The sequence below is a fragment of the Arcobacter sp. 15-2 genome (assembly GCF_047159865.1).
GTDB lineage: Bacteria > Campylobacterota > Campylobacteria > Campylobacterales > Arcobacteraceae > JAIOSF01.
Genome location: NZ_AP038804.1, coordinates 1705694 through 1726476 on the forward strand (window position 1 = coordinate 1705694; position 20783 = coordinate 1726476).

Below are 20783 nucleotides of genomic sequence, written 5' to 3' on the forward strand. Positions count from 1 at the left end.
GTTGATGATGAAATACATACAAAATATGACACAACCAAAACTTATTTTATTTATAGTACTTTTTATAGTCTTTTTTGATAATTATACTTTTTATACTAATGTGTTACAAGTTTATCCTATAAATACGGATAATACAGGTTTTTTACTATCGTTACTAGTTCTTTTAATAGCAATCAACATCTTGCTTTTTACAATAGTGAGTTCTAAATATACAACAAAAGCTATATTAATAATAGTACTTATGATTTCATCGTTAACCAATTATTTTATGAATACATATCATATCATAGTTGATGATGATATGATACGAAATGTGCTACAAACAAATATAAATGAATCTATGGATTTATTTTCAATAAAACAATTATTATATCTCTTGTTTTTAGGAGTAATTCCTTCTTATTTTGTATACAAAGTAAAAATTAATTATAGAATATGGCATAAAGAATTATTGAGTAAATTAGTTTATATTTTAATGAGTTTATTATTAATAGGAATGACAACGGTAATATTTAGTAAACATTACACTTCATTCTTTAGAGAACATAAACCATTGAGATATAATACAAATCCTACTTATTGGATTTATAGTATAGGGAATTATATAAATAAAACAGTAAATAGTGGTTCATTAGAACTTAAAAAAATAGGTAAAGAAGCCATTGTAATTGAACATACTAAAAATGAAAAGGAAAATCATACGGAATTAGTCATACTCGTAGTTGGTGAAGCTGCAAGAGCTGATCATTTTTCATTAAATGGTTATGATAAAAAAACTAATCCTTTACTTGAAAAAGAAGATATTATCAATTTTTCCAATATGTTTTCATGTGGAACAAGTACAGCATATAGTGTACCTTGTATGTTTTCCATTTATGATAGAAAAGATTATAATTACAAAAAAGGAATTTCTACTTATAATATTCTTGATGTATTACAATCTACTAAAGATATCCAAATACTTTGGAGAGATAATAATTCAGATAGTAAAGGTGTTGCACTAAGAGTACCTTATGAAGACTATAAAACATCAGATAAAAATACTATTTGTGAAGATAATAGTGAATGTAGAGATGAAGGGATGCTCGTTGGATTAGATGATTATATTTCAAAAAATAAGGGAAAAGATATTTTAATAGTCTTACATCAAATGGGAAATCATGGTCCGGCCTATTATAAAAGATATCCAAAAAGTTTTGAAAAATTTACGCCAGTTTGTAAAACAAATCAATTAGAAAAGTGTACAAAAGAAGAGATAAGCAATGGATATGACAATGCACTTTTATATACAGATTATTTTTTAAGCAAAACAATAAATCTTTTAAAAAAATATGACAATACACATGAAACTGCAATGATATACATGAGCGATCATGGGGAAAGTTTAGGTGAAAATGGTGTGTATCTCCATGGTTTACCATATTTTATGGCACCTGATTCTCAAAAACACATAGGCTCATTTATCTGGTTTGGGGATGAAATGAAAAAAGATATGCCATTAGAAAAAATAAAACAGAAAAAAGATGATGAGTTTTCACACGACAATCTATTTCATACTTTATTATCTTTATTTGAAGTTGAGACAGAAATCTATGATAAAAGTAAAGATATTATAAATGGAGATTAAAAAACAGTTATTCATTACTTCAATTATATTAGTAGTGACAATTATAGTATTTGGAGTGACAGATTTTGATCTTTATGTACAAGATATGTTTTATAATGTTAAAACAAAAATGTGGATTTTAGAACATGATTCTCAACCTTGGAAATTTATATTTTATGATGGAATAAAGCGACTACTAATTATCATCGCGTTAGTTTTTTTAATCTTAATAATATTTTTTAAAAAGAATGAAAGAATTAAAAAATATAAAAATGGAATATTAGTTATTGTTTTATCTTCTATTTTGATTCCTTTATTTATTGGTGGTTTAAAGAAGTCCACAAATATGCCTTGTCCAAAAAACGAGATTCAGTATTTAGGTAATATGCCTAGAACAGCAGTATGGGAAAAGTATTCTGAACCATACATGAGTATGAAACATATTTCATGTTGGCCAGCAGGACATGCTAGTGGAGGATTTGTACTACTTAGTTTTTATTTTTTTTTTAAAACAAAAAGGAATAAATTACTATCATTATTTATTGCATTATCTGTAGGATGGAGTATGGGGTTTTATAAAATGATTATAGGCGATCATTTTTTTAGTCATACACTTATAACAATGTTAATATCTTGGCTTTGTATACTTTGCTTACATTCAATTTGTGTGAAAAGGAATCTAAAGTGAGACAAATTATTATCTATTTTATAGCATTAATGATTTTAGATATAATACTCGTTAAACAAGGAAATTTAAACTTTAGTATTATAACAATTTGTTTAACTATAATATTTTATTTTTCCACAAAGAAAGAGTTACAAAAATATAATAAAAATATATAATTTTATCTAAGGAGATACATTGAGAAATCAACCAAAATATAATTTCTTTAAAAATACATCATATGCAATTGCAGGATTGAAAGATATCATTACTACAGAAACATCATTTAAAATTGAATTAATTCTAATGATTATACTTTTACCAGTAATATATTTAGTTGATATATCACTAGTTGAAAAATCATTACTATTTATCTCTCTTATGGGAATGTTAATTGCTGAATCTATTAACAGTGCAATCGAAAGAGTTGTTGATTTAGTTACCTTAGAATACCATGAGATGGCAAAAAAAGCCAAAGATGTTGGAAGTGCGATAGTATTTTTGAGTATTATTGTTTTTATAGTAATTTGGGTAACAATATTATGGAACATTTGAGTTAATGTTCTCATTAACATTTTTCACTCTACCCACTCCAATTGATCGTAGTATCTTTTTGGATTGCTTGTAGAGATTGCTTTAAAGTGTTTATAGTAGTTGAATTTTTTATCATCTATATAAGGACTTAACTCTTCTCTATCTACATCATCTTCGTATGCTTTTTTTACGCTATCTCTTAAAATTGTTAAGTATTCTAAAGTAGGTTTATATGAGTTTTTATCATACTCAAAACCATGTCCACCTAAAACATACTTTACATTCATATTTTTAAGATTATTGAGTGCTTCTATCCAGTTGTCTACATTACTGTATTTTCCGTACTTTATCATACGACCATTAAATATGATGTTTCCTGCAAAGATAAAATCATCTTTTGGAACATATACAGCTATATCAGAAACAGAGTTTGAACCATCACTTAGTTTTAAAATTTCTATATTTTGTTTGCTACCTTTTATGATATATTTATCATCAGTTAAAATATCCGGTTGTACTACTTTAGAGTTTTTGTATTCTTCTTTTGTGGTTACCTTTGGGATACGATTAAATTTATCTGGATTTTCCTCTAGTTCTTGTACTATAGTTTTATGTCCAATAATAGGGATATTGTTCTCTTTATAAAAACTTGCTCCCGTGTATCTATCATCATGAAAGTTTGTAGCTATTACATGACTTACTTTTTTGTTTGTATTAGTTTTTATAAATTGATTTAACTCTTTTGCAAAATTGTATGTAGGACCTGGTTCTATTACAACTACGCTATCTCCTATATCAATATAACACACATTTGAAACAAAACCTTTATTTTGTTTCATTGGTGGATTTAAATCACCTATGAAACAAGTAGTGTCTTTTGTAATTTTTACTGGCTCTAAAGTATAGATATTTGCAAATAAACTAGAAGCTAATACAGCTGATGCTAAAAGTATTTTTTTCATATATTTTTGCCTTTATTTTTGCATAAATTCGATAATTTCATCAACACTTAGAACTTTACCTGTACTTTTTACAACACCATCGATTACTAAACCTGGAGTACTCATCACACCATAATTCATAATATCAACAATATCATCAACTTTTACAATCTCATGAAATCCACCAACTTTAGCTACTGCTGCTTTTACTTTTGTCTCTAACATTGTACATTTTGAACATCCTGTTCCTAAAATTTCTATTTTCATATTTTCTCCTATTTTATAAAATTATGTTAAATAAGTACCCAACTAATAAGATAGCGGTACCAACTATAAAAAAGAATATTGAGATAAGTTTTACACTTAATACTCTTTTTAAAATCATAGCTTCTGGTAAACTTAATGCCACTACAGCCATCATAAATGACAATGCAGTTCCCATTAACATCCCTTTTTGTGTTAAAACTTCTATAAGTGGAATAACACCTGCTGCATTTGAATACATAGGTATTCCCATCAATACAGCTACTATTGGTGCATACCAGACATCCCCACCTGCATATTTTCCAATAAAATCAGCAGGAATATAACCATGTATAAAAGCACCAATACCAACACCAACTATCACATAAAGATAAATTTTTAGAAAAATATCTTTTGTGTAATCCCACGATTCACTTATTTTTTCTTTTATTTGATTCTCATTTTTATTTGATGTATCACAACAATTATTTAGAGGTTTTACTTCAATTAAAACTTCTTTTTCAAGATTTAAAGCCCCAATTACAAGACCTGCTACAATAGCTATAACTAAACCAATACTTACATAAAGTAGTGCAATTTTCCATCCAAATAGTGAGAACAACATAGCTATAACAACAGCATCACTTAAAGGTGCTGAAATTAGATATGAAAATGTTACCCCTAAAGGTATTCTAGCTTGTAAAAATCCTAAAAATAATGGAATAGCACTACACGAACAAAATGGAGTCAACACCCCAAAAAATGCTGCAAATATATGACCTACTATTTTATTTTTACCACTTATATAATCTCTTGCTTTTTCTATAGGGAAATAGCTTCTTAAAAAAGTTACAAGGTAAATAATTGTAATTAATAATATAAATATTTTTACAGTATCATATAAAAAAAAGTGTAAAGCTTCTGCTAATGCAGTATCTTTTTCTAATGATAGTATTTCATACACAAATGAAGCACTTATTTTTTCCCACCAATCAAACATAATAATTCCTTTTTAAACTAACGCTAACAATACTAAAAACAGTATTGGAGGAGTAACAATAAGACCAAATTTACTGTACTGCCAAAAGCCTATTTTTACACCTTTTTGATTTAAAGTGTGTAACCAAAGTAGAGTTGCAAGACTACCAAATGGAGTCATTTTAGGTCCAAGATTACACCCTATGATATTTGCATATATCATAGCACTGTTTCCTATATCTTTTAGAGCTATATCCATCACCATGATTGTGGGCATATTGTTCATAAAAGCACTTAATATTGCAGACATAAAACCAGTTCCCATAACTGCTATAAAATCTCCTTGGGTATTTAAAGACTCTAATACAGAAGTTAAATTATCTGTTAATCCTGCATTTTTTAAACCATATACAACTATATACAGTCCTAGGGAAAACCATACTACTTGCCAAGGTGCATTTTTGATGATATGAATAGGCTCTACAGTTTTAGATAGTGTGGAGATAAGTAAAAATATAAGTCCTCCACCTAAAGCAAATACTGAAACAGGGATATCATATGCATCACCTACAAAGTATCCTACTAATAAAATAGCTAAAAATACCCATGAGAAGTAAAATAGAGTTTTGTTTTTCAAAACAGAATCTGCATCTTTAAGTAAATCTATATCAACTTTTTTCGGTATATCTTTTCGTAGAACTAAAAGTAAAACTACAATAGTTACAAAAACACTTACGATAAAAGGTAGATACATATTTGTTAAGTATTCTAAAAATCCTATATTAAAATAGTTTGCTGTTACAATATTTGTAAGATTAGAAAATACAAAAGGCAATGAAGCACTATCTGATATAAATCCACCAGCCAATAAAAATGCTAAAATAGTTTTCATATTGAGTTTCAAAATCCTCATTTTTGCTAGTAATATCGGAGTCAAAATCAAAGCTGCTCCATCATTTGCAAAAAGTGCTGATACTAAAGCACCCAGTAAAATAGAGTAGATAAACATCTTTACCCCATCTCCATTTGAGAACTTAGCCATTTTAAGTGCACACCACTCAAAGAAACCAATCTCATCAAGAACTAAAGATAAGATGATGATACCTATAAATGCAAAAGTAGCATCCCAAACGATATCAAAAACTGTAAATAGATCTTCATAATTAACCACACCAAAAACATATGCAACAACAGCACCAATTACTGCAGATGTACCTATTTGTAAACCTTTTGGTTGCCAAATGACAAAAAGTAGGGTGATAAGAAAAATACTAATGGCTATTATCATCTATGATTACTTTAAGTTCTCAGTTACTTTTGTTAAAAGTTCATCTTTGATTAATGCATAAGTTTCTTCAAAAGCTTCAAAGCCTTTTCCATCTGGATCTTCAAACCCTACATGGATTTTATTTACTGGTTTTGGAAAAGATGGACATGCATCATCTGCATTTCCACATACTGTTACTACTAAATCAAAATCGATATCTAAAACATCATCTAAGTGTTTAGAAAAATAGCTCTCATCCCAAGCGTCATTTTGTTCTAATATTTTTTTAGCATTTGGATTTACTTTTCCTGTTGGTTTCATACCACAGCTATATGCTTTTACACCTTCTAACTCTTTGTTTATAAGTGCTTCACCTATGATACTTCTACAGCTATTTCCTGTACACATAATTAATACTTTTTTTTCTTCTAAACTGTTTTCCATTTTACATCCTTTTTTTTCTTTTGGTAGTGTGGGTATCTTTAAATCTAAATAACTTATCTCTTCTAAAACATTTAATCGAAACTTATCAAGAGGAGTGCGGATACTATAATACGCCCATCGTCCACGACGGCTTACTTTTAAAAAACCACCATCTTTTAAAATCTTTAGATGTCGTGAAATTCGTGACTGAATCATATCAAATGAATTTTCTATATCACATACACATACTTCATCATTTTCGTTTATAAAATGTAAAATCTTGAGTCTTGTTTCATCGTTTATAGAGCCAATAGTTTTTAGAAATATATCCATAATTTACCACCAAATTGTTTAATTTCTAGAAGTATAACATAAAAATAGTTATATATCAAGATATATTGATATAATTAAGATATAAAAAAAGTAATCATAAAAATATGACTACTTTTTAAAAGAGATTAAACAGCAGTTGGGTCTACAAAAGTTCTTCCAGCAAGTTCTTTATCTATAGTATAAAGTCCATAACCATTATCACCTACAAGTGTGATATGGTCAATTATTTCAGATACTGTTGCTTCCTCTTCCACTTGCTCTGTTACATACCATTGAAGTAAATTGTATGTTGCATGGTCTTTCTCTTTCATAGCTATATCTGAAAGATTGTTAAGATTTTTTGTCATCATTTGTTCGTGTGCTAAAGATTTTTTAAATACATCTAGTAAAGATTTATATTTAACTTTTACCCCTTTTATCTCAGGAAGTTGAATATCTGCACCTTGGTCTTCAAGATATTTAAACATTTTCATACCATGAGCTACTTCTTCTCTATATTGGATAAGAAACCATGAAGAAGCACCGTTAAATCCTTCATTTGAACAGTATGCACTCATACCTAGATATAAGTAAGCTGAGTGAAATTCTTTATTGAGTTGCTCTACTATTGCTGTTTGTAATGTTGTTGAAATCATTTTGTATCCTTTAGTTTTGAATATTATAGTATATTTCTATTTAGAATAGACTATAGTTTTATTATAACCAAACTTTAAGTTTAACTCATGTAAAGTTTCACTAGAAATCAAAAGGAGTAATTATGAAAAATAGATTTAACATACAATCACATTTTACAAATAGTGCAATTCAACAAGACACTACTTTACTCCTCCTTCTTAACCTCTAAAATTAAATTTACATTTAATTTACCCAATCATAACAAAACAACTTTAGTATAAAAATTACAATTTAGCCTTATATTTTATAGGATATTTCTGTACTTTTTACAAATCATTACCAATAACCTCAATAAGGACAAACCATGAGCTTAGATAACAAACATTTAAAATATAACCAATACCCAACTGTGCAAAATTTCAACAGAAAATGGCCAAATAATACAATCACAAAAGCACCAATTTATTGTAGTGTTGATTTAAGAGATGGAAACCAAGCATTAAAAGATCCATTAACTATTGAGCAAAAAGTTGAGTATTTTCAGCATTTAGTAAATATGGGATTTAAACAAATAGAAGTAGGGTATCCAAGTGCTGGAGATACAGATTATGATTTTTGTAGAAAAATAATCGAAGAAAACTTAATCCCTGATGATGTGTATATTCAAGTTTTAATCCCTGCTAGAAAAGAGTTAATTAAAAAAAGTGTGGATGCATTAAGAGGTGCGAAAAAAACTATTTTTCATATTTATAATCCCACAAATGAATTCCAGCGAAGAGTTGTTTTTAACAAAACAGATGATGAGATTATTGCTATGGCAATTGATGGTATGAAAGAGGTGAAAAAATTAACTGCTGATTTTGAAGGGGAGGTTATGTTTCAGTATTCAGCTGAGAGTTTCTCTCAAACAGATTTACCATTTGCGGTAAAAATATGTAATGCTGTCATAGATATAGTACAACCAAGTGAACAAAATAAGATGATTATAAATTTACCAAATACTTTAGAAGCCTGCATGCCAAATGTATATGCAGATAGAATAGAGTGGATGTGTACGCATTTAAAAACACGAGAAAATATAATCGTAAGTGTACATCCTCATAACGATAGAGGTACAGCAGTTGCATCTGCTGAAATGGCGATATTAGCAGGTGCAGATAGAATAGAAGGAACTATTTTTGGAAATGGTGAGCGAGCTGGAAACTTAGATTTAGTAACTGTTATTTTCAATATTCACACTCAAGGGATAGACCCTGAAATAGATTTATCAAATATAGATGAAATTAAAGAGTTTATAGAAGAGGTTACACAGATAAAAACACATATTAGACATCCTTATGTAGGAGATATGATATTTACAGCATTTAGTGGTGGACATCAGGATGCTATTAAAAAAGGGATGGAACATTATAATCAAAGTGATAAAGAAAAATGGACAGTACCTTATTTACCAATGGACCCAAAAGATATCAAAAGAGATTATGAAAAGGTGATACGGATAAACTCCCAGTCAGGTAAAGGGGGAGCTAGTTTTATCATTTCTGAATTTTTAGGCATAGAGATGTCTAAAGAATCCTCTATAGAGTTTGGGAAAATAGTAAAAGAGATTTCTGATAAAAAAGGGATTGAGTTAAGTAAAGATGAGATTATCGATATTTATAAATCTGAATCTAACAAATAGTAAAAATACTATTTGTTATCAAAAAAGTCCATCAACGATAGATTGAGTCTCTTTTTGAATAGTTTCTAAGTGTTCTTGAGAGATAAAACTTTCTGCATATATTTTATATACATCTTCAGTTCCTGATGGTCTTAATGCAAACCATCCATTTTTAGAAGTGATTTTTAGACCACCTATTTTAGCTCCATTTGATGCTGTTGTAAGTATTTGTTCTATTTTTTCACCTGCTATTGTGTCTGCTTTTATATCTTCAGGTGTTAAGTTTTTTAGTTTTGTTTTTTGCTCAAAAGTAGCTGGCGCGTCTATCCTTGCATAAATCGGATTACCATGTTTTTTTACTAAGTTTTCATAATAGATACCTGCATCTTCTTTTGTAGTTGCTAAAATTTCAGCTGATAAAAGATTTAAGATGATTCCATCTTTATCTGTAGACCATACTTTTTTATCAAATCGTAAAAAACTAGCTCCCGCACTCTCTTCTCCACCAAAAAATACTTCCCCATCTACAAGTGGTTTTACAAACCATTTAAATCCAACGGGAGTTTCTAATACCTCTTTATTATTATCAAGTGCTACTCTATCTATCATAGAACTACTCACTAATGTTTTACCAATATTTAAATTTTCAAAATCTCGTGTGCGTGAGAGATAATCAATAGCTACACTTAAATAGTGATTTGGATTTAATAAACCATTGCTTTTTGTTACGATACCATGTCTATCAAAATCTGTATCATTTCCAAAAGCGATATCGTAGTCGTCTTTCATAGCTATAAGTCCTGCCATTGCATATGGGCTTGAACAATCCATTCTTATTTTTCCATCTTTATCGCAGTGCATAAATGAGAAAGTAAAATCTACATTGTCGTTAAATATGTCCATATTTAGGTTATATTTTTTTCTAATTGCATCATAATATTTTAGACCACTTCCACCCATAGCATCAGCGCCTATTTTTATTTTAGAGTCAGATATTGCTTTCATATCGATAACATTTTCTAAGTCATCTACATAAGGTGTCATAAAATCATGTTCTTGAACACAATCAAGTTTTAAAACTTCTTCTAACTCTTCATATAAAACACCTTCCATATTATTTTCTAAGTATTCGTTTGCTCTATTTTGTATCCAGTTAGTTACCTCAGTATCAGCAGGTCCACCATCTAAACCGTTGTATTTAAATCCACCATCGCAAGGTGGATTATGTGAAGGTGTTATAACGATACCATCACTGCCCTTGTCATTTAAAATAGCATGAGATATAACAGGAGTAGGGGTATAGTCAAAGTTTTGTGCATAACAAACATTTACTTCATTTGCTCCAAGTACTTGTAGTGCAGTCGTATGAGCAGGAGTGGAAAGAGCGTGTGTATCCATCCCTAAATATAATTTTCCTGTGATATTATTCTCTTTTCTATAGTCCACAACAGCTTGCGTAATAGCTGAAATATGAGCTTCATTGAAACTAGCTTTTAGAGAACTTCCTCTGTGTCCTGAAGTACCAAAAGATACCTTTTGAGTAGTGTCAGAAGTATTTGGAAATTTGAGGTAATAGTCACTAATGAGTTGTGCTATATTTTGAAGTATCTCTTTTGGGGCAACTTTTCCTGCGTTTTTGTTCATTGGTTTTCCTAATAATGATGATTTATTTGAAGAATTATAGCCAGTATTATATAAATCAAGATGTAAGATTATATCCATTATAATTAAAAACTTAAAATATAAATAAATTAAATAAGGTAATTTTAAAAATTGATTATAGAAACTTTAAATATAAAAGAACAATTCAAATATGATTAGTAAAGATGATAAAAAATTACTGTTATCCATAAAGTTTATGCCATTTATCATAATGTGTGTAATTGCAATTTTAGGAACTATAGTTGCTTTGTATATAAACCAAGTCAACTTTGACAAAGAAATTGATAAGGTTAAATCACTTTATTTAAAAAATGAGAAACAAGTTATTAAACAAGAAGTTTTAAAAATACGCAATAACATTTATAATGAACAAAAACTCACCGAAGAAAAACTTAAAAAAAATATAAAAGAGAAAGTGACAAATGCTTACGCAATTGTTAGCAATCTATATGAACAAAATAAACATAAAAGTAAAAAAGAGATTTTAAAACTCTCAACTGATGCACTTCGAAATGTACACTTCAATGACAATAGAGGCTACTTTTTTATGTATGATATGAAAGGTACAGCACTATTACTTCCTCCTAGAAAAGAGTTAGAAGGTACTAATTTTTTAAACTTTCAAGATATCAAAGGTGCTTTTACCGTTAGAGATATGAGAGACTTAACTCTTCAAAATGGTGAAGGATTTTATACTTGGTGGTGGTATAAACCAAATGAAAAAAAACAACAATCAAAAAAAATAGGTTTTGCAAAATATTTTGCTCCATTGAATTGTTTTATAGGAACAGGGGAGTATTTTGAAGATTACGAAGAGTCTATTAAAAGATCAATTACAAAAAGACTCTCTTTGTATACTTACGGTAAAAATTATTATATTTTTATATTCGACAAAAATGGAACTCTAATCTCTCACCAAAATACAAATCTTATAGGGACACAAAGTGTCGTATATAATGGAGTCATAAAAGATGAATTCTTAAGTGATTTATTCAAAATGCAAGAAGATGATGGGATGTTTTATCAATATTTGTATTCAAAAACAAAAATAGGAAAAGATATAAATAAAGTTTCCTATTTACTTCCACATAAAAAATGGGAGTGGACTATTGGTTCTGGTTTTTATACTGATGATTTAAATAGTATTGTTCAAAAGAAAAAAGAAGAATTGACAAAAAAAAATCATGAAAATACTATAAATATTATTATGGTGTTTTTTCTTTTACTGGTGATTGTTATTATTTTTTCTTTTATGATGTCATATATGATAGAAAGAAGATTTGAACATTATAAAAGAAGAGTTGAAGAGAAAGATCAGCTATTAGCCCAACAATCAAAAATGGCAGCAATGGGTGAGATGATAGAAAATATTGCACATCAATGGCGACAACCACTATCTATTATTAGTACAGCTTCAAGTGGTTTAAAAGTTCAACAAGAATTTGATATGATGACTGAAGATATTTTACGAAATGGTCTTGATAATATAAGTGAATCTGTAGATTATCTCTCTACAACAATTGATGATTTTCGTAATTTTTATAAAAAAGATAAAATTAAAAAACTATTTAATATCTCTCAAACGATTCAAAAAACAATAAGTCTTTTGCATTCAAAATTTAAAAAACACAATATAGAATTAGTAATGGAAAATTCAGAAATAGAATATCTTGGTTTGCAAAATGAACTTATACAGGTTTTTATGAATATACTAAGTAATGCAAGAGATGTTTTAAAAGAATCAAATCTAGAGAAAAAATTAATTTTTATAGATATCAGTAAAATAGAAGATGGTATCCAAATCTCTTTTTATGACAATGGAAATGGAATAGATGAAAAAATAATAGATAAGTTATTTGACTATAAATTTACAACAAAATCACATAAAAATGGGAGTGGAGTAGGACTTTATATGTCAAAGCTGATAATTGAAAAATCTGGAGGTACAATCACTGTATCAAATAAAGAATATGAATATGAGAAGAAAAAATACAGAGGTGCTGAATTTGTCATTATATTAAAAAATCAGCTCAATGTATTAGAAAAATAACTCGTAGTCTATATCTCTTCCTTTGAGCATCTCAATATGCTCAAATTTTAATCCATTATTCTTAAGAGCAGTATTGACTATAGTTTTGTTAAATAAATATATCTCTTCATCTTCTAAAAAGTCTTCAAGTTTCATCCATTTTGCTTCTAAAATTTCATCTGTATCGATAATATTTATATCTTTACTTAAAGGATGTGCAATAGTTCCTATGTATAAATTTGATTCACCAAATTGCAGAGGATTAAAGTGACCTAATGCGATGATTGAATTAAATTTAACATCGATACCTGTTTCCTCTTTTACTTCTCTTACTACAGCTGTAGAGATGTTTTCATTATCATCAATATATCCACCTGGAAGTTTAAAATGTTGTCCTATCCTCTCTTTAACAACTAATATGTTTCCCTCATCAATCACAACAACACCTACACCTAATGTATGGTTTCTTGCTGTTGGAATAATTGGATCTATGGTTAATTTTTTTAGTAAAGTAATATCTGATTCATTACAATGGTGAAAAATAAAATCATATTTTGTTAGTAAAGGAATAAAATGAGATTTCTCTATAGGAAGTTTAACCCATAATAGTTTTTTATTTTCTAGTTGCTGTAAAATATTTTGTAACTCTTTTTCAAATTCTTCTAAAATATAAGGTATAGAATTAGTGTCAATAGTGATACCATTATAACTATCAGGTATGAGAGTAATAGTAGTAAAATTAAATTCCTCAAGCATTGGTTGTATCCTTTGATATAATAAATTTATTATACTTAATATTCTAAAAACATCTACTTATATTTATACTACTTGGCAAATTTTCTAGTTATTATAATCTACAAAGTGAATTTAGGATAAAATGGGAATTAAAACAGAATATAAAGTTGAGATATTAAATTGAAAGAGATATTAAATATAATTGTGTGGGCTGGATTTATATACATCCTTTTTATTTTCCTTCGTGGAATGAACGAAACACAAGTAAAAAAACATCAAGATAAACTAGATGAGATAGAAAAAAAGAATTTAGAAAAACACACAGATACAAATAAAGAAGAGGAAAAATAGATGATTAAACCATTATTAGTAGAGATCGTAGTTGAAGAGTTACCAGCGATTCCATTTTTAAAAGAGTTACCAAATATTGAAAAAAAATGGGCTGAGATATTAGAATCAAATGATTTACTGTGTGAGTTTAATTTTTATTATACCCCTAGAAGATTAGTTTTCTGGCATAGAGAGTTTAAAGTTGTTCAAGATGACAAAGAGCAAGAGTTATGGGGAGCACCTATAAATATTGCATATAAAGATGGTGAGCCTACAGGAGCTGCTCATGGTTTTGCTAAAAAATGTGGTGTATCTTTAGATCAAGTAGAAACAAAAGCAAAAGGGAAACAAGAATTTTTATACTACAAAAGTACAGTAGAGGGTAAAAAATCAAGTGAACTTTTAAGTGCTATGGTAAATGAATTTATTGCAAAACTTAATTTTGGTAAATCTATGAGATGGGGAAGTAGAACAGATAGTTTTATTCGACCTATTAGAGGTTTGAGTATAGTTCTTGGCGATGATGTGATTGATGCTGAACTTTTTGGAGTTCAGTCTAAAAAACAGAGTTTTGGACATAGAATGGTTTCTTATGAACCATTTACTTTTGATTTTGCAGGGGATTATTTTTGTAAGTTAGATAAACAGGGTGTTGTTTTATATCCAGATGAGAGAAGAAAAACTATCTTAACTCAAATGGAAAAAATCCAAAAAGAAAACGATATCGTAATCGAAATCGATGAAGAACTTCTTGATGAAGTTGTGGCTATTACTGAGTATCCAACAGCCCAACTTGGAAAATTTGATGAAGAATTTTTAGAGTTACCAGAAGAGGTAATCATAGGTTCTATGAAAGAACACCAACGATACTTTGCAGTATATAAAGATGGAAAAATCACAAATAAATTTATCGTAGTTTCTAACTCTTATACAACAGATTTCTCACATATCATTACTGGAAATGAAAAGGTTCTTAGACCAAGACTAGCTGATGGTATGTTTTTCTGGAAAAATGATATCAAAAATGGTTTACAAAATGATGGACTAAAAAAAGTAAGTTTTGTAGATGGATTAGGTTCTATGTATGATAAGTGTGAAAGGGAAGCAAAAATAGCAAATATAATCGCAACTCAATTTGATATGGATGAAGATAAAGAGCTTTTAAATGAAGCTGTTATGATAAGTAAAGCTGACTTATTAACTGATATGGTTTATGAGTTTACTGATTTGCAAGGGCTTATGGGGTACTACTATGCAAAAAAAGAGGGTAGAGATGAGTTAGTTGCATTATCATTAAAAGAGCAGTATCTTCCAGATGGAGAAAATAGTGCTTTACCATCAAATACATTTTCTTGTATAGTTTCTTTATCAAATAAATTAGATAGCTTAATGGGATTATTTAGTGTCGGTATGATTCCAACAGGAAGTAGAGATCCATTTGCATTAAGAAGAGCAGCACAAGGTATATACAAAATTTGTATTGAGCATAAATTAAATTTAGATATCTCTTCAATTATTGATGTTTCTTTAGAAAACTATCCTAAACTAGATAAAGCACAATTAACAGAGTTTTTAAATGAGAGATTATATAAACTTTATAACAAAGTAAATCCAAGTGTAATTAAAGCAGTTTTAAATAGTAATGCCAACAATGATATTTATAGCACGAGTTTAAAAATCGAAGCTCTAAACCCACTGGTTAATAGTAGTGATTTTAAAAATGTAAGTGATACATTTAAAAGAGTTGCAAATATTGTTAAAGATTTAGATGAAAACTCTACTTTAACAGTTGACTCTTCGTTATTTGAAGATGAGGAAGAGGAAGTTTTATTCACAAAATATTCTCAAATTTCAGGAACTGTATATACTACATATGATGAACAACTTGATGCACTATTTAGTTTAAAACCAGAACTAGATGTATTTTTCAATAATGTTTTTGTAAATCATGAAGATATAAAAATTAAAACAAATAGAAAAAATCTTATTGGTACAGTTTATAATTCATTTAAAGAGATTGCTGATATTAAAGAGATTACGATATAGACAATTTCAAAAGCCCTTTAGTTAAGGGCTTTTAGTTTTTTCCCCCCCCCATTGTTGTTTCTAGGTTTGTGTCAGTACCCTTAAGTTTTGCAATTCTTGCATCAATCAGTTCTAAAGTTTTAGCTTGTGTATCATGAGAAATTTGAGGTAACTCATCTCCCCACATTTTTTTTGCTTCTTCAAAACCTTGGACGATACCCTCTCTCCCTTTTTCTAAAATCTCTAAATCTTCACCAGAGAAATTAAAGACAAAGTTTGCAACTCTTTGAGAAGTTTGTTCAACTCCAAAAAAACCTTCATCAGATACAAGTTCAGAAGCTTCATCTTGGCTTAGTTCAGTTATAGGTTTACCTTCGTAACCAATATCTTTTAGACTCAACTCCCCTTCAACTTCTTTGCCTGAAAGAAAGTTTAAAATTGATGTTTGAGCCTTGGCATTATTTGATGCCAAATCTTTACTATCCATTGCAAACAATATAATTTGTGCGTTCATAGATAATGAAACTTCAACTGCAGACTTATTAATTTGCTCTTCTATCGTTAGTTCTTTTTCATTGTTTTTGTTCGATGGATCTGTTTGGTGAATATTAGCATTTTGTTTCGCTGATTCATGTGCTTGAGTATAACCGTTACTATTAATTTGCATAGTGTACCCCTTTTTCAGTTGTACACTATTATAGATGATTTAAAATTAAACTAATATTAAGAAAGTTAACTGATATTTTGCACTAGAAGCATATAAAAAATAGTTCCACCAAAAATCGAAACTAAATAGTTATTTTTCCAAAGATGAATAGTTGCTGTGAAAACTATGGCTATAAGTTCTTTCAAACCATAAGGATATACTGTTAAGTTTACATCTTTTATCGAATAAAAAATAAGAATAGTCATAATCACTGGTGGAAAATATGTTTCAACATATACTACTATTTTTGGAGGGTCTTTTTTTAAGAAAAAAATAAATGGAAATAGCCTTGTCAAATAGTTAGTAAGAGACATTACAATTATTGCTAAATAGATTTCGTTATTTGTCATTTTCTACTCTTTTTTGAAATGTAAAAAGTAATAATAAAGATATCACTATAGAACTGATGAGCATTTTATCATTAGGGACTAAAATCAATGCTACAATCGATGCTGTTGCTCCTATAACAAAAGGTAAAATATTTTGGAGTTTTTTATATTGTTCAATACATAATACTATAAAAAGTGCTGTTAGTGAAAACTCTAAACCATTTGTATTAAACTTTATATTTGAGCCTATAATAGCTCCTAGTGTAGAACCTATAATCCAATAAAACTGATTAAGAGCAGTAAGGAAAAAGTAAAAGTATTTTTTGTTTAATCTTTTGTCTTCATGAATAGTAGTAAGAAGCCCATAAGTCTCATCCGTAAGTCCAAAGATAAGATACTTTTTAAATTTTCCTGTATGTTTAAATTTTTTTAATAAAGATAATCCATAAAAAGATTGTCGTATGTTTATAAAAATAGTTGCAATTGCAATATCAATAAGTCCTACTTTAGCATTAAAAAAACCAATAGCTACAAACTGCAGAGCACCAGCATATATAAAAATAGACATAAGCGGAGCTAGATACCAGTCGTAGTTAAAAGAGGATAATAGTAGTCCAAAAGCAAAGCCTAAAACTAGATATCCCATCATCACTGGGATAGATATAGTTAAGGCTGATTTGAACTCTTTGTCGTAGTTTAAGAGTTTAGACATTAAACCTAAAGTGCATAACATCACCATCTTGAACGATATAATCTTTACCTTCAAGTTTTAACTTTCCAGCTTCTTTTGCTTTTGCTTCTCCACCTAAAGATACGAAGTCTTCATAAGCGATAACTTCAGCTTTGATGAAACCTTTTTCAAAGTCATTATGAATAACAGATGCAGCTTTAGGAGCTGTACACCCTTGAGGAATAGTCCAAGCTCTCACTTCGATTTTACCAGCTGTAAAGTATGATTGAAGACCAAGTTTATCAAATGCTTTGTGGATGATTTTTTCTAGTCCTGATTCTTCAACACCTAAGTCATTTAACATCTCTAATGCTTCATCATCTTCCATCCCTACAAGTTCTTCTTCTATTTTAGCACAAAGCATAATTAAATCAGCACCAACAGTATCAGCATGAGCTTGAAGTTTGTTTACATAATCATTACCATCAACTAGTGAGTCTTCATCTACATTTGCACCATAAATAACATCTTTATTTGATAAAAATCTTAATTCTTTATCTAATTCTTCAAACTCTTCATTATCTCTATCTTCAAAAGTTTTGACAGGATTTAATGCATCTAAATGTTCAGCTAAAGCTTTAGCAATCTCTAATTTAGCAGCAGCTTTTTTATCAAACTTAGCTTCTTTTTTCAGTCTATCTATTTTTTTGTCTAATTGAGTGATATCTGCATAGATAAGTTCAGTTTCAATAATCTCTAAGTCTCTAATAGGATCAATTCCACCTTCAACATGAACGATATTTGGATCCTCAAAACATCTTACCATATGTAAAATAACTTCAACTTCTCTAATGTTTGATAAAAATTGATTTCCTAAACCTTCACCTTTTGAAGCACCTTTAACTAAACCTGCGATATCAACAAAATCAATTGTTGAGTGTTGTATTTTTTCTGGATTTACAATTTTTGCTAATTCATCAAGTCTTTTATCTGGAACTGGAACGATTGCTTTGTTTGGTTCGATTGTACAAAATGGATAATTTTGTGCCTCTGCATTTTGTGCTTTTGTTAAAGCATTAAAAGTTGTTGATTTACCTATGTTTGGAAGTCCTACGATACCTACACCTAATCCCATTCTATTTCCTTTTGAGTTGTTATATATTCGCGATTATATCAAAATAATTATAAATGTTAAGATAAGAGAAATAGTCTATAAATATACTTTTGAAATATGTTGATATAAAAAATGTGAGTAAAAAAGAGACAACTTAAATAAAAAAATATTTATTCAAAAATACTCTTTGTTTAACGATAAGGCTTTAAATAATAGATAAATAAGCAGTTATAACAATACTGAATTAAACTTACTATTAGAGTAATAATTAAGTTTAAGTTTATAAACAGTTTTGTAACATACAATTTAATATAAAGATTGATTTATTTTCAATTTTATAATAAGCAATAAACAAATTTTTACAAGGATTACAATGAACAATACTTTTACAATGACAGACAATAGAACAGGTACATCATACGAATTTGATATACTTGATGGTACACGAGGACCAAGTGTAGTAGATATCTCTTCTTTTTATGGGCAAACAGGTATGTTTACATATGACCAAGGATATACATCAACAGCAAGTACTAAATCTGCAATTACATTTATTGATGGTGATAAAGGTGAGTTAAGACATAGAGGTGTTGATATTGAAGAGTTAGTAGAAAACCACTCTTATATTGAAGTTTGTTATTTACTATTAAAGAAAAGATTACCTACTCCAGAAGAAGCAAAAGGTTTTGACTTAGAGTTAAGACATAGATCATTTATTCATGAAAGAATGAGAGGATTATTTAACTCTTTCCCTATCTCTGGACATCCTATGGCTATTATGAACTCTGCAGTTGCTGCACTTACAGTGTTTTATGGTGATCACATAGAGATTCAAAATGATGAAGAAGCTTTAGAGATGGCTGCTAGAATTATTGCTAAAATGCCTACAATTGCTGCGTTCTCATACAGACATTCTATGGGTATTCCGTTTATTTATCCAGATGTAAATAGAAGTTTTACAGAAAACTTTTTATACATGATGAGAGCATATCCAGGTGGTGTTATGAAAATTGGTAATGATGGTGAAAATACTATCTCTCCAGTTGAAGTTAAAGCACTTGATGCAATTTTCTCTTTACATGCTGATCATGAGCAAAATGCTTCTACTACAACAGTAAGAAATGTTGCTTCAACTAATGCACACCCTTATGTAGCTATTAGTTCTGGTATCTCTGCTTTATGGGGAAGTGCTCATGGTGGTGCTAATGAACAAGTTATTAGACAATTTGAGATGATTGGTTCAGTAGATAGAGTTGATGAGTTTATTGCTAGAGCAAAAGATAGAAATGATTCATTTAGACTTATGGGATTTGGACATAGAGTTTACAAAAATTTTGATCCAAGAGCTAAAATTCTAAGAGGTTTACAAGACCAATTAAAAGATGAATTAAAACTAGATTCTGAGTTAATGAAAATTGCTAGTAAAATTGAAGATATTGCTTTAAATGATGAATACTTTGTATCAAGAAAACTGTATCCAAATATTGATTTTTATTCTGGTGTTATTTTAACAGCATTAAAAATCCCTACATCTATGTTTACTCCAATTTTTGTTATTGGTAGAACAGTTGGTTGGATTTCACAATGGTTAGAGTATAAAGAAGATAAAAAAGCAAAAATAGCTAGACCTAGACAATTGTATACAGGAGCATAATATATGACTTCAACTGAACAACTATTTCATGCAATTGCTTTCAGTTATGAGCAAGCAACTTGGGTGACATGGCTAATTATCTTTATGGGTATATTTCAATCTATTAGAGGGTTTGGGGTTGCCTTTAGAGATAATAAAACTTACGCTGATATGAAAGCAAATCCTGATAAAACTGGAATATCTCAGTTTTATACAGGGATAGTTGCTTCAGTATTGACTGTTTTGGTTTTTTTTATACCATACTTAGTTCAATAATAAATTATAA

21 protein-coding genes and 1 pseudogene are annotated in these 20783 nt (G+C 29.0%); 9 read left to right on the forward strand and 13 right to left on the reverse strand.

Going from position 1 to position 20783, the window contains the following annotated elements:
* Window positions 1–7 precede the first annotated feature (7 nt).
* From ACMCMH_RS08960 to ACMCMH_RS08970, 3 genes are all read left to right on the forward strand, one after another.
* A complete protein-coding gene (locus ACMCMH_RS08960; protein WP_412724742.1) occupies window positions 8–1627 on the forward strand; it encodes a phosphoethanolamine transferase in 1620 nt (539 codons plus the stop codon).
* Window positions 1617–2294 (forward strand): phosphatase PAP2 family protein, encoded by a 678-nt coding sequence (locus tag ACMCMH_RS08965; RefSeq protein ID WP_412724744.1) that lies wholly within the window; start codon window positions 1617–1619, stop codon window positions 2292–2294. Before ACMCMH_RS08960 ends, ACMCMH_RS08965 begins: the two co-directional genes overlap by 11 nt.
* A gap of 174 nt (window positions 2295–2468) precedes the next feature.
* Window positions 2469–2825: a diacylglycerol kinase gene (locus ACMCMH_RS08970; protein WP_412724746.1), complete on the forward strand. Its 357-nt coding sequence runs from the start codon at window positions 2469–2471 to the stop codon at window positions 2823–2825.
* A 23-nt stretch (window positions 2826–2848) separates the two neighbouring features.
* On the opposite strand, the gene ACMCMH_RS08975 is transcribed toward ACMCMH_RS08970, so the two are convergent.
* From ACMCMH_RS08975 to ACMCMH_RS09005, 7 genes and pseudogenes are all read right to left on the reverse strand, one after another.
* On the reverse strand, window positions 2849–3766 hold the full coding sequence (locus tag ACMCMH_RS08975) for an MBL fold metallo-hydrolase (RefSeq protein WP_412724748.1): 918 nt from the start codon (window positions 3764–3766) through the stop codon (window positions 2849–2851).
* Window positions 3767–3778: 12 nt separating this feature from the next.
* Complete coding sequence (locus ACMCMH_RS08980) at window positions 3779–4012, reverse strand: thioredoxin family protein (protein ID WP_412724750.1); 234 nt, start codon at window positions 4010–4012, stop codon at window positions 3779–3781.
* A gap of 13 nt (window positions 4013–4025) precedes the next feature.
* A complete protein-coding gene (locus tag ACMCMH_RS08985; RefSeq protein WP_412724752.1) occupies window positions 4026–4988 on the reverse strand; it encodes a permease in 963 nt (320 codons plus the stop codon).
* Window positions 4989–5000: 12 nt separating this feature from the next.
* Window positions 5001–6254: an arsenic transporter gene (locus tag ACMCMH_RS08990; protein ID WP_412724754.1), complete on the reverse strand. Its 1254-nt coding sequence runs from the start codon at window positions 6252–6254 to the stop codon at window positions 5001–5003.
* 6 nt (window positions 6255–6260) lie between these two features.
* Complete coding sequence (locus ACMCMH_RS08995) at window positions 6261–6677, reverse strand: arsenate reductase ArsC (protein ID WP_412728016.1); 417 nt, start codon at window positions 6675–6677, stop codon at window positions 6261–6263.
* Window positions 6675–6989: pseudogene (locus ACMCMH_RS09000) on the reverse strand (ArsR/SmtB family transcription factor); the annotation flags it as partial. The pseudogene ACMCMH_RS09000 and the gene ACMCMH_RS08995, both read right to left, overlap by 3 nt.
* Window positions 6990–7114: 125 nt before the next feature.
* A complete protein-coding gene (locus ACMCMH_RS09005) occupies window positions 7115–7624 on the reverse strand; it encodes a ferritin (protein ID WP_412724756.1) in 510 nt (169 codons plus the stop codon).
* Between the two features lie 344 nt (window positions 7625–7968).
* Between ACMCMH_RS09005 and ACMCMH_RS09010 the strand changes: the two genes are divergently transcribed.
* Window positions 7969–9285 carry a 2-isopropylmalate synthase gene (locus ACMCMH_RS09010; protein ID WP_412724758.1) on the forward strand — a complete coding sequence of 439 codons (1317 nt, stop codon included), beginning with the start codon at window positions 7969–7971 and terminating at the stop codon, window positions 9283–9285.
* Window positions 9286–9303: 18 nt separating this feature from the next.
* Here ACMCMH_RS09010 and ACMCMH_RS09015 read toward each other — a convergent pair whose 3' ends face one another.
* The gene (locus ACMCMH_RS09015) at window positions 9304–10908 is read right to left on the reverse strand and encodes a phosphoglucomutase, alpha-D-glucose phosphate-specific (protein ID WP_412724760.1); all 1605 of its coding nucleotides are present in this window, start codon (window positions 10906–10908) and stop codon (window positions 9304–9306) included.
* A 169-nt stretch (window positions 10909–11077) separates the two neighbouring features.
* Between ACMCMH_RS09015 and ACMCMH_RS09020 the strand changes: the two genes are divergently transcribed.
* The gene (locus ACMCMH_RS09020; protein WP_412724762.1) at window positions 11078–12976 is read left to right on the forward strand and encodes a cache domain-containing protein; all 1899 of its coding nucleotides are present in this window, start codon (window positions 11078–11080) and stop codon (window positions 12974–12976) included.
* Here ACMCMH_RS09020 and ACMCMH_RS09025 read toward each other — a convergent pair.
* Window positions 12965–13711 (reverse strand): NUDIX domain-containing protein, encoded by a 747-nt coding sequence (locus tag ACMCMH_RS09025; protein ID WP_412724765.1) that lies wholly within the window; start codon window positions 13709–13711, stop codon window positions 12965–12967. The genes ACMCMH_RS09020 and ACMCMH_RS09025 overlap by 12 nt on opposite strands.
* 159 nt (window positions 13712–13870) lie before the next feature.
* Between ACMCMH_RS09025 and ACMCMH_RS09030 the strand changes: the two genes are divergently transcribed.
* Window positions 13871–14041 carry a hypothetical protein gene (locus tag ACMCMH_RS09030; protein WP_412724767.1) on the forward strand — a complete coding sequence of 57 codons (171 nt, stop codon included), beginning with the start codon at window positions 13871–13873 and terminating at the stop codon, window positions 14039–14041.
* Window positions 14042–16066, forward strand: coding sequence for a glycine--tRNA ligase subunit beta (gene glyS / locus ACMCMH_RS09035; RefSeq protein WP_412724769.1), 2025 nt, complete (start codon window positions 14042–14044; stop codon window positions 16064–16066).
* Between the two features lie 31 nt (window positions 16067–16097).
* Here the strand turns inward: glyS and ACMCMH_RS09040 are convergent, their stop codons facing one another.
* From ACMCMH_RS09040 to ychF, 4 genes are all read right to left on the reverse strand, one after another.
* Window positions 16098–16712 carry a hydrogenase-4 component G gene (locus tag ACMCMH_RS09040; protein WP_412724771.1) on the reverse strand — a complete coding sequence of 205 codons (615 nt, stop codon included), beginning with the start codon at window positions 16710–16712 and terminating at the stop codon, window positions 16098–16100.
* Between the two features lie 65 nt (window positions 16713–16777).
* The gene (locus ACMCMH_RS09045) at window positions 16778–17101 is read right to left on the reverse strand and encodes a branched-chain amino acid transporter permease (protein ID WP_412724773.1); all 324 of its coding nucleotides are present in this window, start codon (window positions 17099–17101) and stop codon (window positions 16778–16780) included.
* A complete protein-coding gene (locus ACMCMH_RS09050) occupies window positions 17091–17792 on the reverse strand; it encodes an AzlC family ABC transporter permease (RefSeq protein ID WP_412724775.1) in 702 nt (233 codons plus the stop codon). Before ACMCMH_RS09050 ends, ACMCMH_RS09045 begins: the two co-directional genes overlap by 11 nt.
* A complete protein-coding gene (gene ychF, locus ACMCMH_RS09055; protein WP_412724777.1) occupies window positions 17785–18885 on the reverse strand; it encodes a redox-regulated ATPase YchF in 1101 nt (366 codons plus the stop codon). The genes ACMCMH_RS09050 and ychF overlap by 8 nt, the downstream gene beginning before the upstream one ends.
* A 352-nt stretch (window positions 18886–19237) precedes the next feature.
* On the opposite strand from ychF, the gene ACMCMH_RS09060 reads away from it, so the two are divergent.
* On the forward strand, window positions 19238–20518 hold the full coding sequence (locus tag ACMCMH_RS09060; RefSeq protein WP_412724779.1) for a citrate synthase: 1281 nt from the start codon (window positions 19238–19240) through the stop codon (window positions 20516–20518).
* 3 nt (window positions 20519–20521) lie between these two features.
* Window positions 20522–20773: a hypothetical protein gene (locus tag ACMCMH_RS09065; RefSeq protein WP_412724781.1), complete on the forward strand. Its 252-nt coding sequence runs from the start codon at window positions 20522–20524 to the stop codon at window positions 20771–20773.
* The last annotated feature ends 10 nt before the right edge of the window (window positions 20774–20783 follow it).

Excerpts from the sequence above, each read along its gene's own strand:
- ACMCMH_RS09045 (WP_412724773.1), bottom strand. The coding sequence starts at position 17,101 with ATGACAAATAACGAAATCTATTTAGCAATAATTGTAATGTCTCTTACT.
- ACMCMH_RS09060 (WP_412724779.1), top strand. The coding sequence starts at position 19,238 with ATGAACAATACTTTTACAATGACAGACAATAGAACAGGTACATCATAC.
- ACMCMH_RS09005 (WP_412724756.1), bottom strand. The coding sequence starts at position 7,624 with ATGATTTCAACAACATTACAAACAGCAATAGTAGAGCAACTCAATAAA.
- ACMCMH_RS09025 (WP_412724765.1), bottom strand. The coding sequence starts at position 13,711 with ATGCTTGAGGAATTTAATTTTACTACTATTACTCTCATACCTGATAGT.
- ACMCMH_RS09050 (WP_412724775.1), bottom strand. The coding sequence starts at position 17,792 with ATGTCTAAACTCTTAAACTACGACAAAGAGTTCAAATCAGCCTTAACT.
- ACMCMH_RS09065 (WP_412724781.1), top strand. The coding sequence starts at position 20,522 with ATGACTTCAACTGAACAACTATTTCATGCAATTGCTTTCAGTTATGAG.
- ACMCMH_RS09015 (WP_412724760.1), bottom strand. The coding sequence starts at position 10,908 with ATGAACAAAAACGCAGGAAAAGTTGCCCCAAAAGAGATACTTCAAAAT.
- ACMCMH_RS08975 (WP_412724748.1), bottom strand. The coding sequence starts at position 3,766 with ATGAAAAAAATACTTTTAGCATCAGCTGTATTAGCTTCTAGTTTATTT.
- ACMCMH_RS08965 (WP_412724744.1), top strand. The coding sequence starts at position 1,617 with ATGGAGATTAAAAAACAGTTATTCATTACTTCAATTATATTAGTAGTG.
- ACMCMH_RS08995 (WP_412728016.1), bottom strand. The coding sequence starts at position 6,677 with ATGGAAAACAGTTTAGAAGAAAAAAAAGTATTAATTATGTGTACAGGA.
- ACMCMH_RS08980 (WP_412724750.1), bottom strand. The coding sequence starts at position 4,012 with ATGAAAATAGAAATTTTAGGAACAGGATGTTCAAAATGTACAATGTTA.
- ACMCMH_RS09040 (WP_412724771.1), bottom strand. The coding sequence starts at position 16,712 with ATGCAAATTAATAGTAACGGTTATACTCAAGCACATGAATCAGCGAAA.
- ACMCMH_RS08960 (WP_412724742.1), top strand. The coding sequence starts at position 8 with ATGAAATACATACAAAATATGACACAACCAAAACTTATTTTATTTATA.
- ACMCMH_RS09010 (WP_412724758.1), top strand. The coding sequence starts at position 7,969 with ATGAGCTTAGATAACAAACATTTAAAATATAACCAATACCCAACTGTG.
- glyS (WP_412724769.1), top strand. The coding sequence starts at position 14,042 with ATGATTAAACCATTATTAGTAGAGATCGTAGTTGAAGAGTTACCAGCG.
- ychF (WP_412724777.1), bottom strand. The coding sequence starts at position 18,885 with ATGGGATTAGGTGTAGGTATCGTAGGACTTCCAAACATAGGTAAATCA.
- ACMCMH_RS09020 (WP_412724762.1), top strand. The coding sequence starts at position 11,078 with ATGATTAGTAAAGATGATAAAAAATTACTGTTATCCATAAAGTTTATG.
- ACMCMH_RS08985 (WP_412724752.1), bottom strand. The coding sequence starts at position 4,988 with ATGTTTGATTGGTGGGAAAAAATAAGTGCTTCATTTGTGTATGAAATA.
- ACMCMH_RS08990 (WP_412724754.1), bottom strand. The coding sequence starts at position 6,254 with ATGATAATAGCCATTAGTATTTTTCTTATCACCCTACTTTTTGTCATT.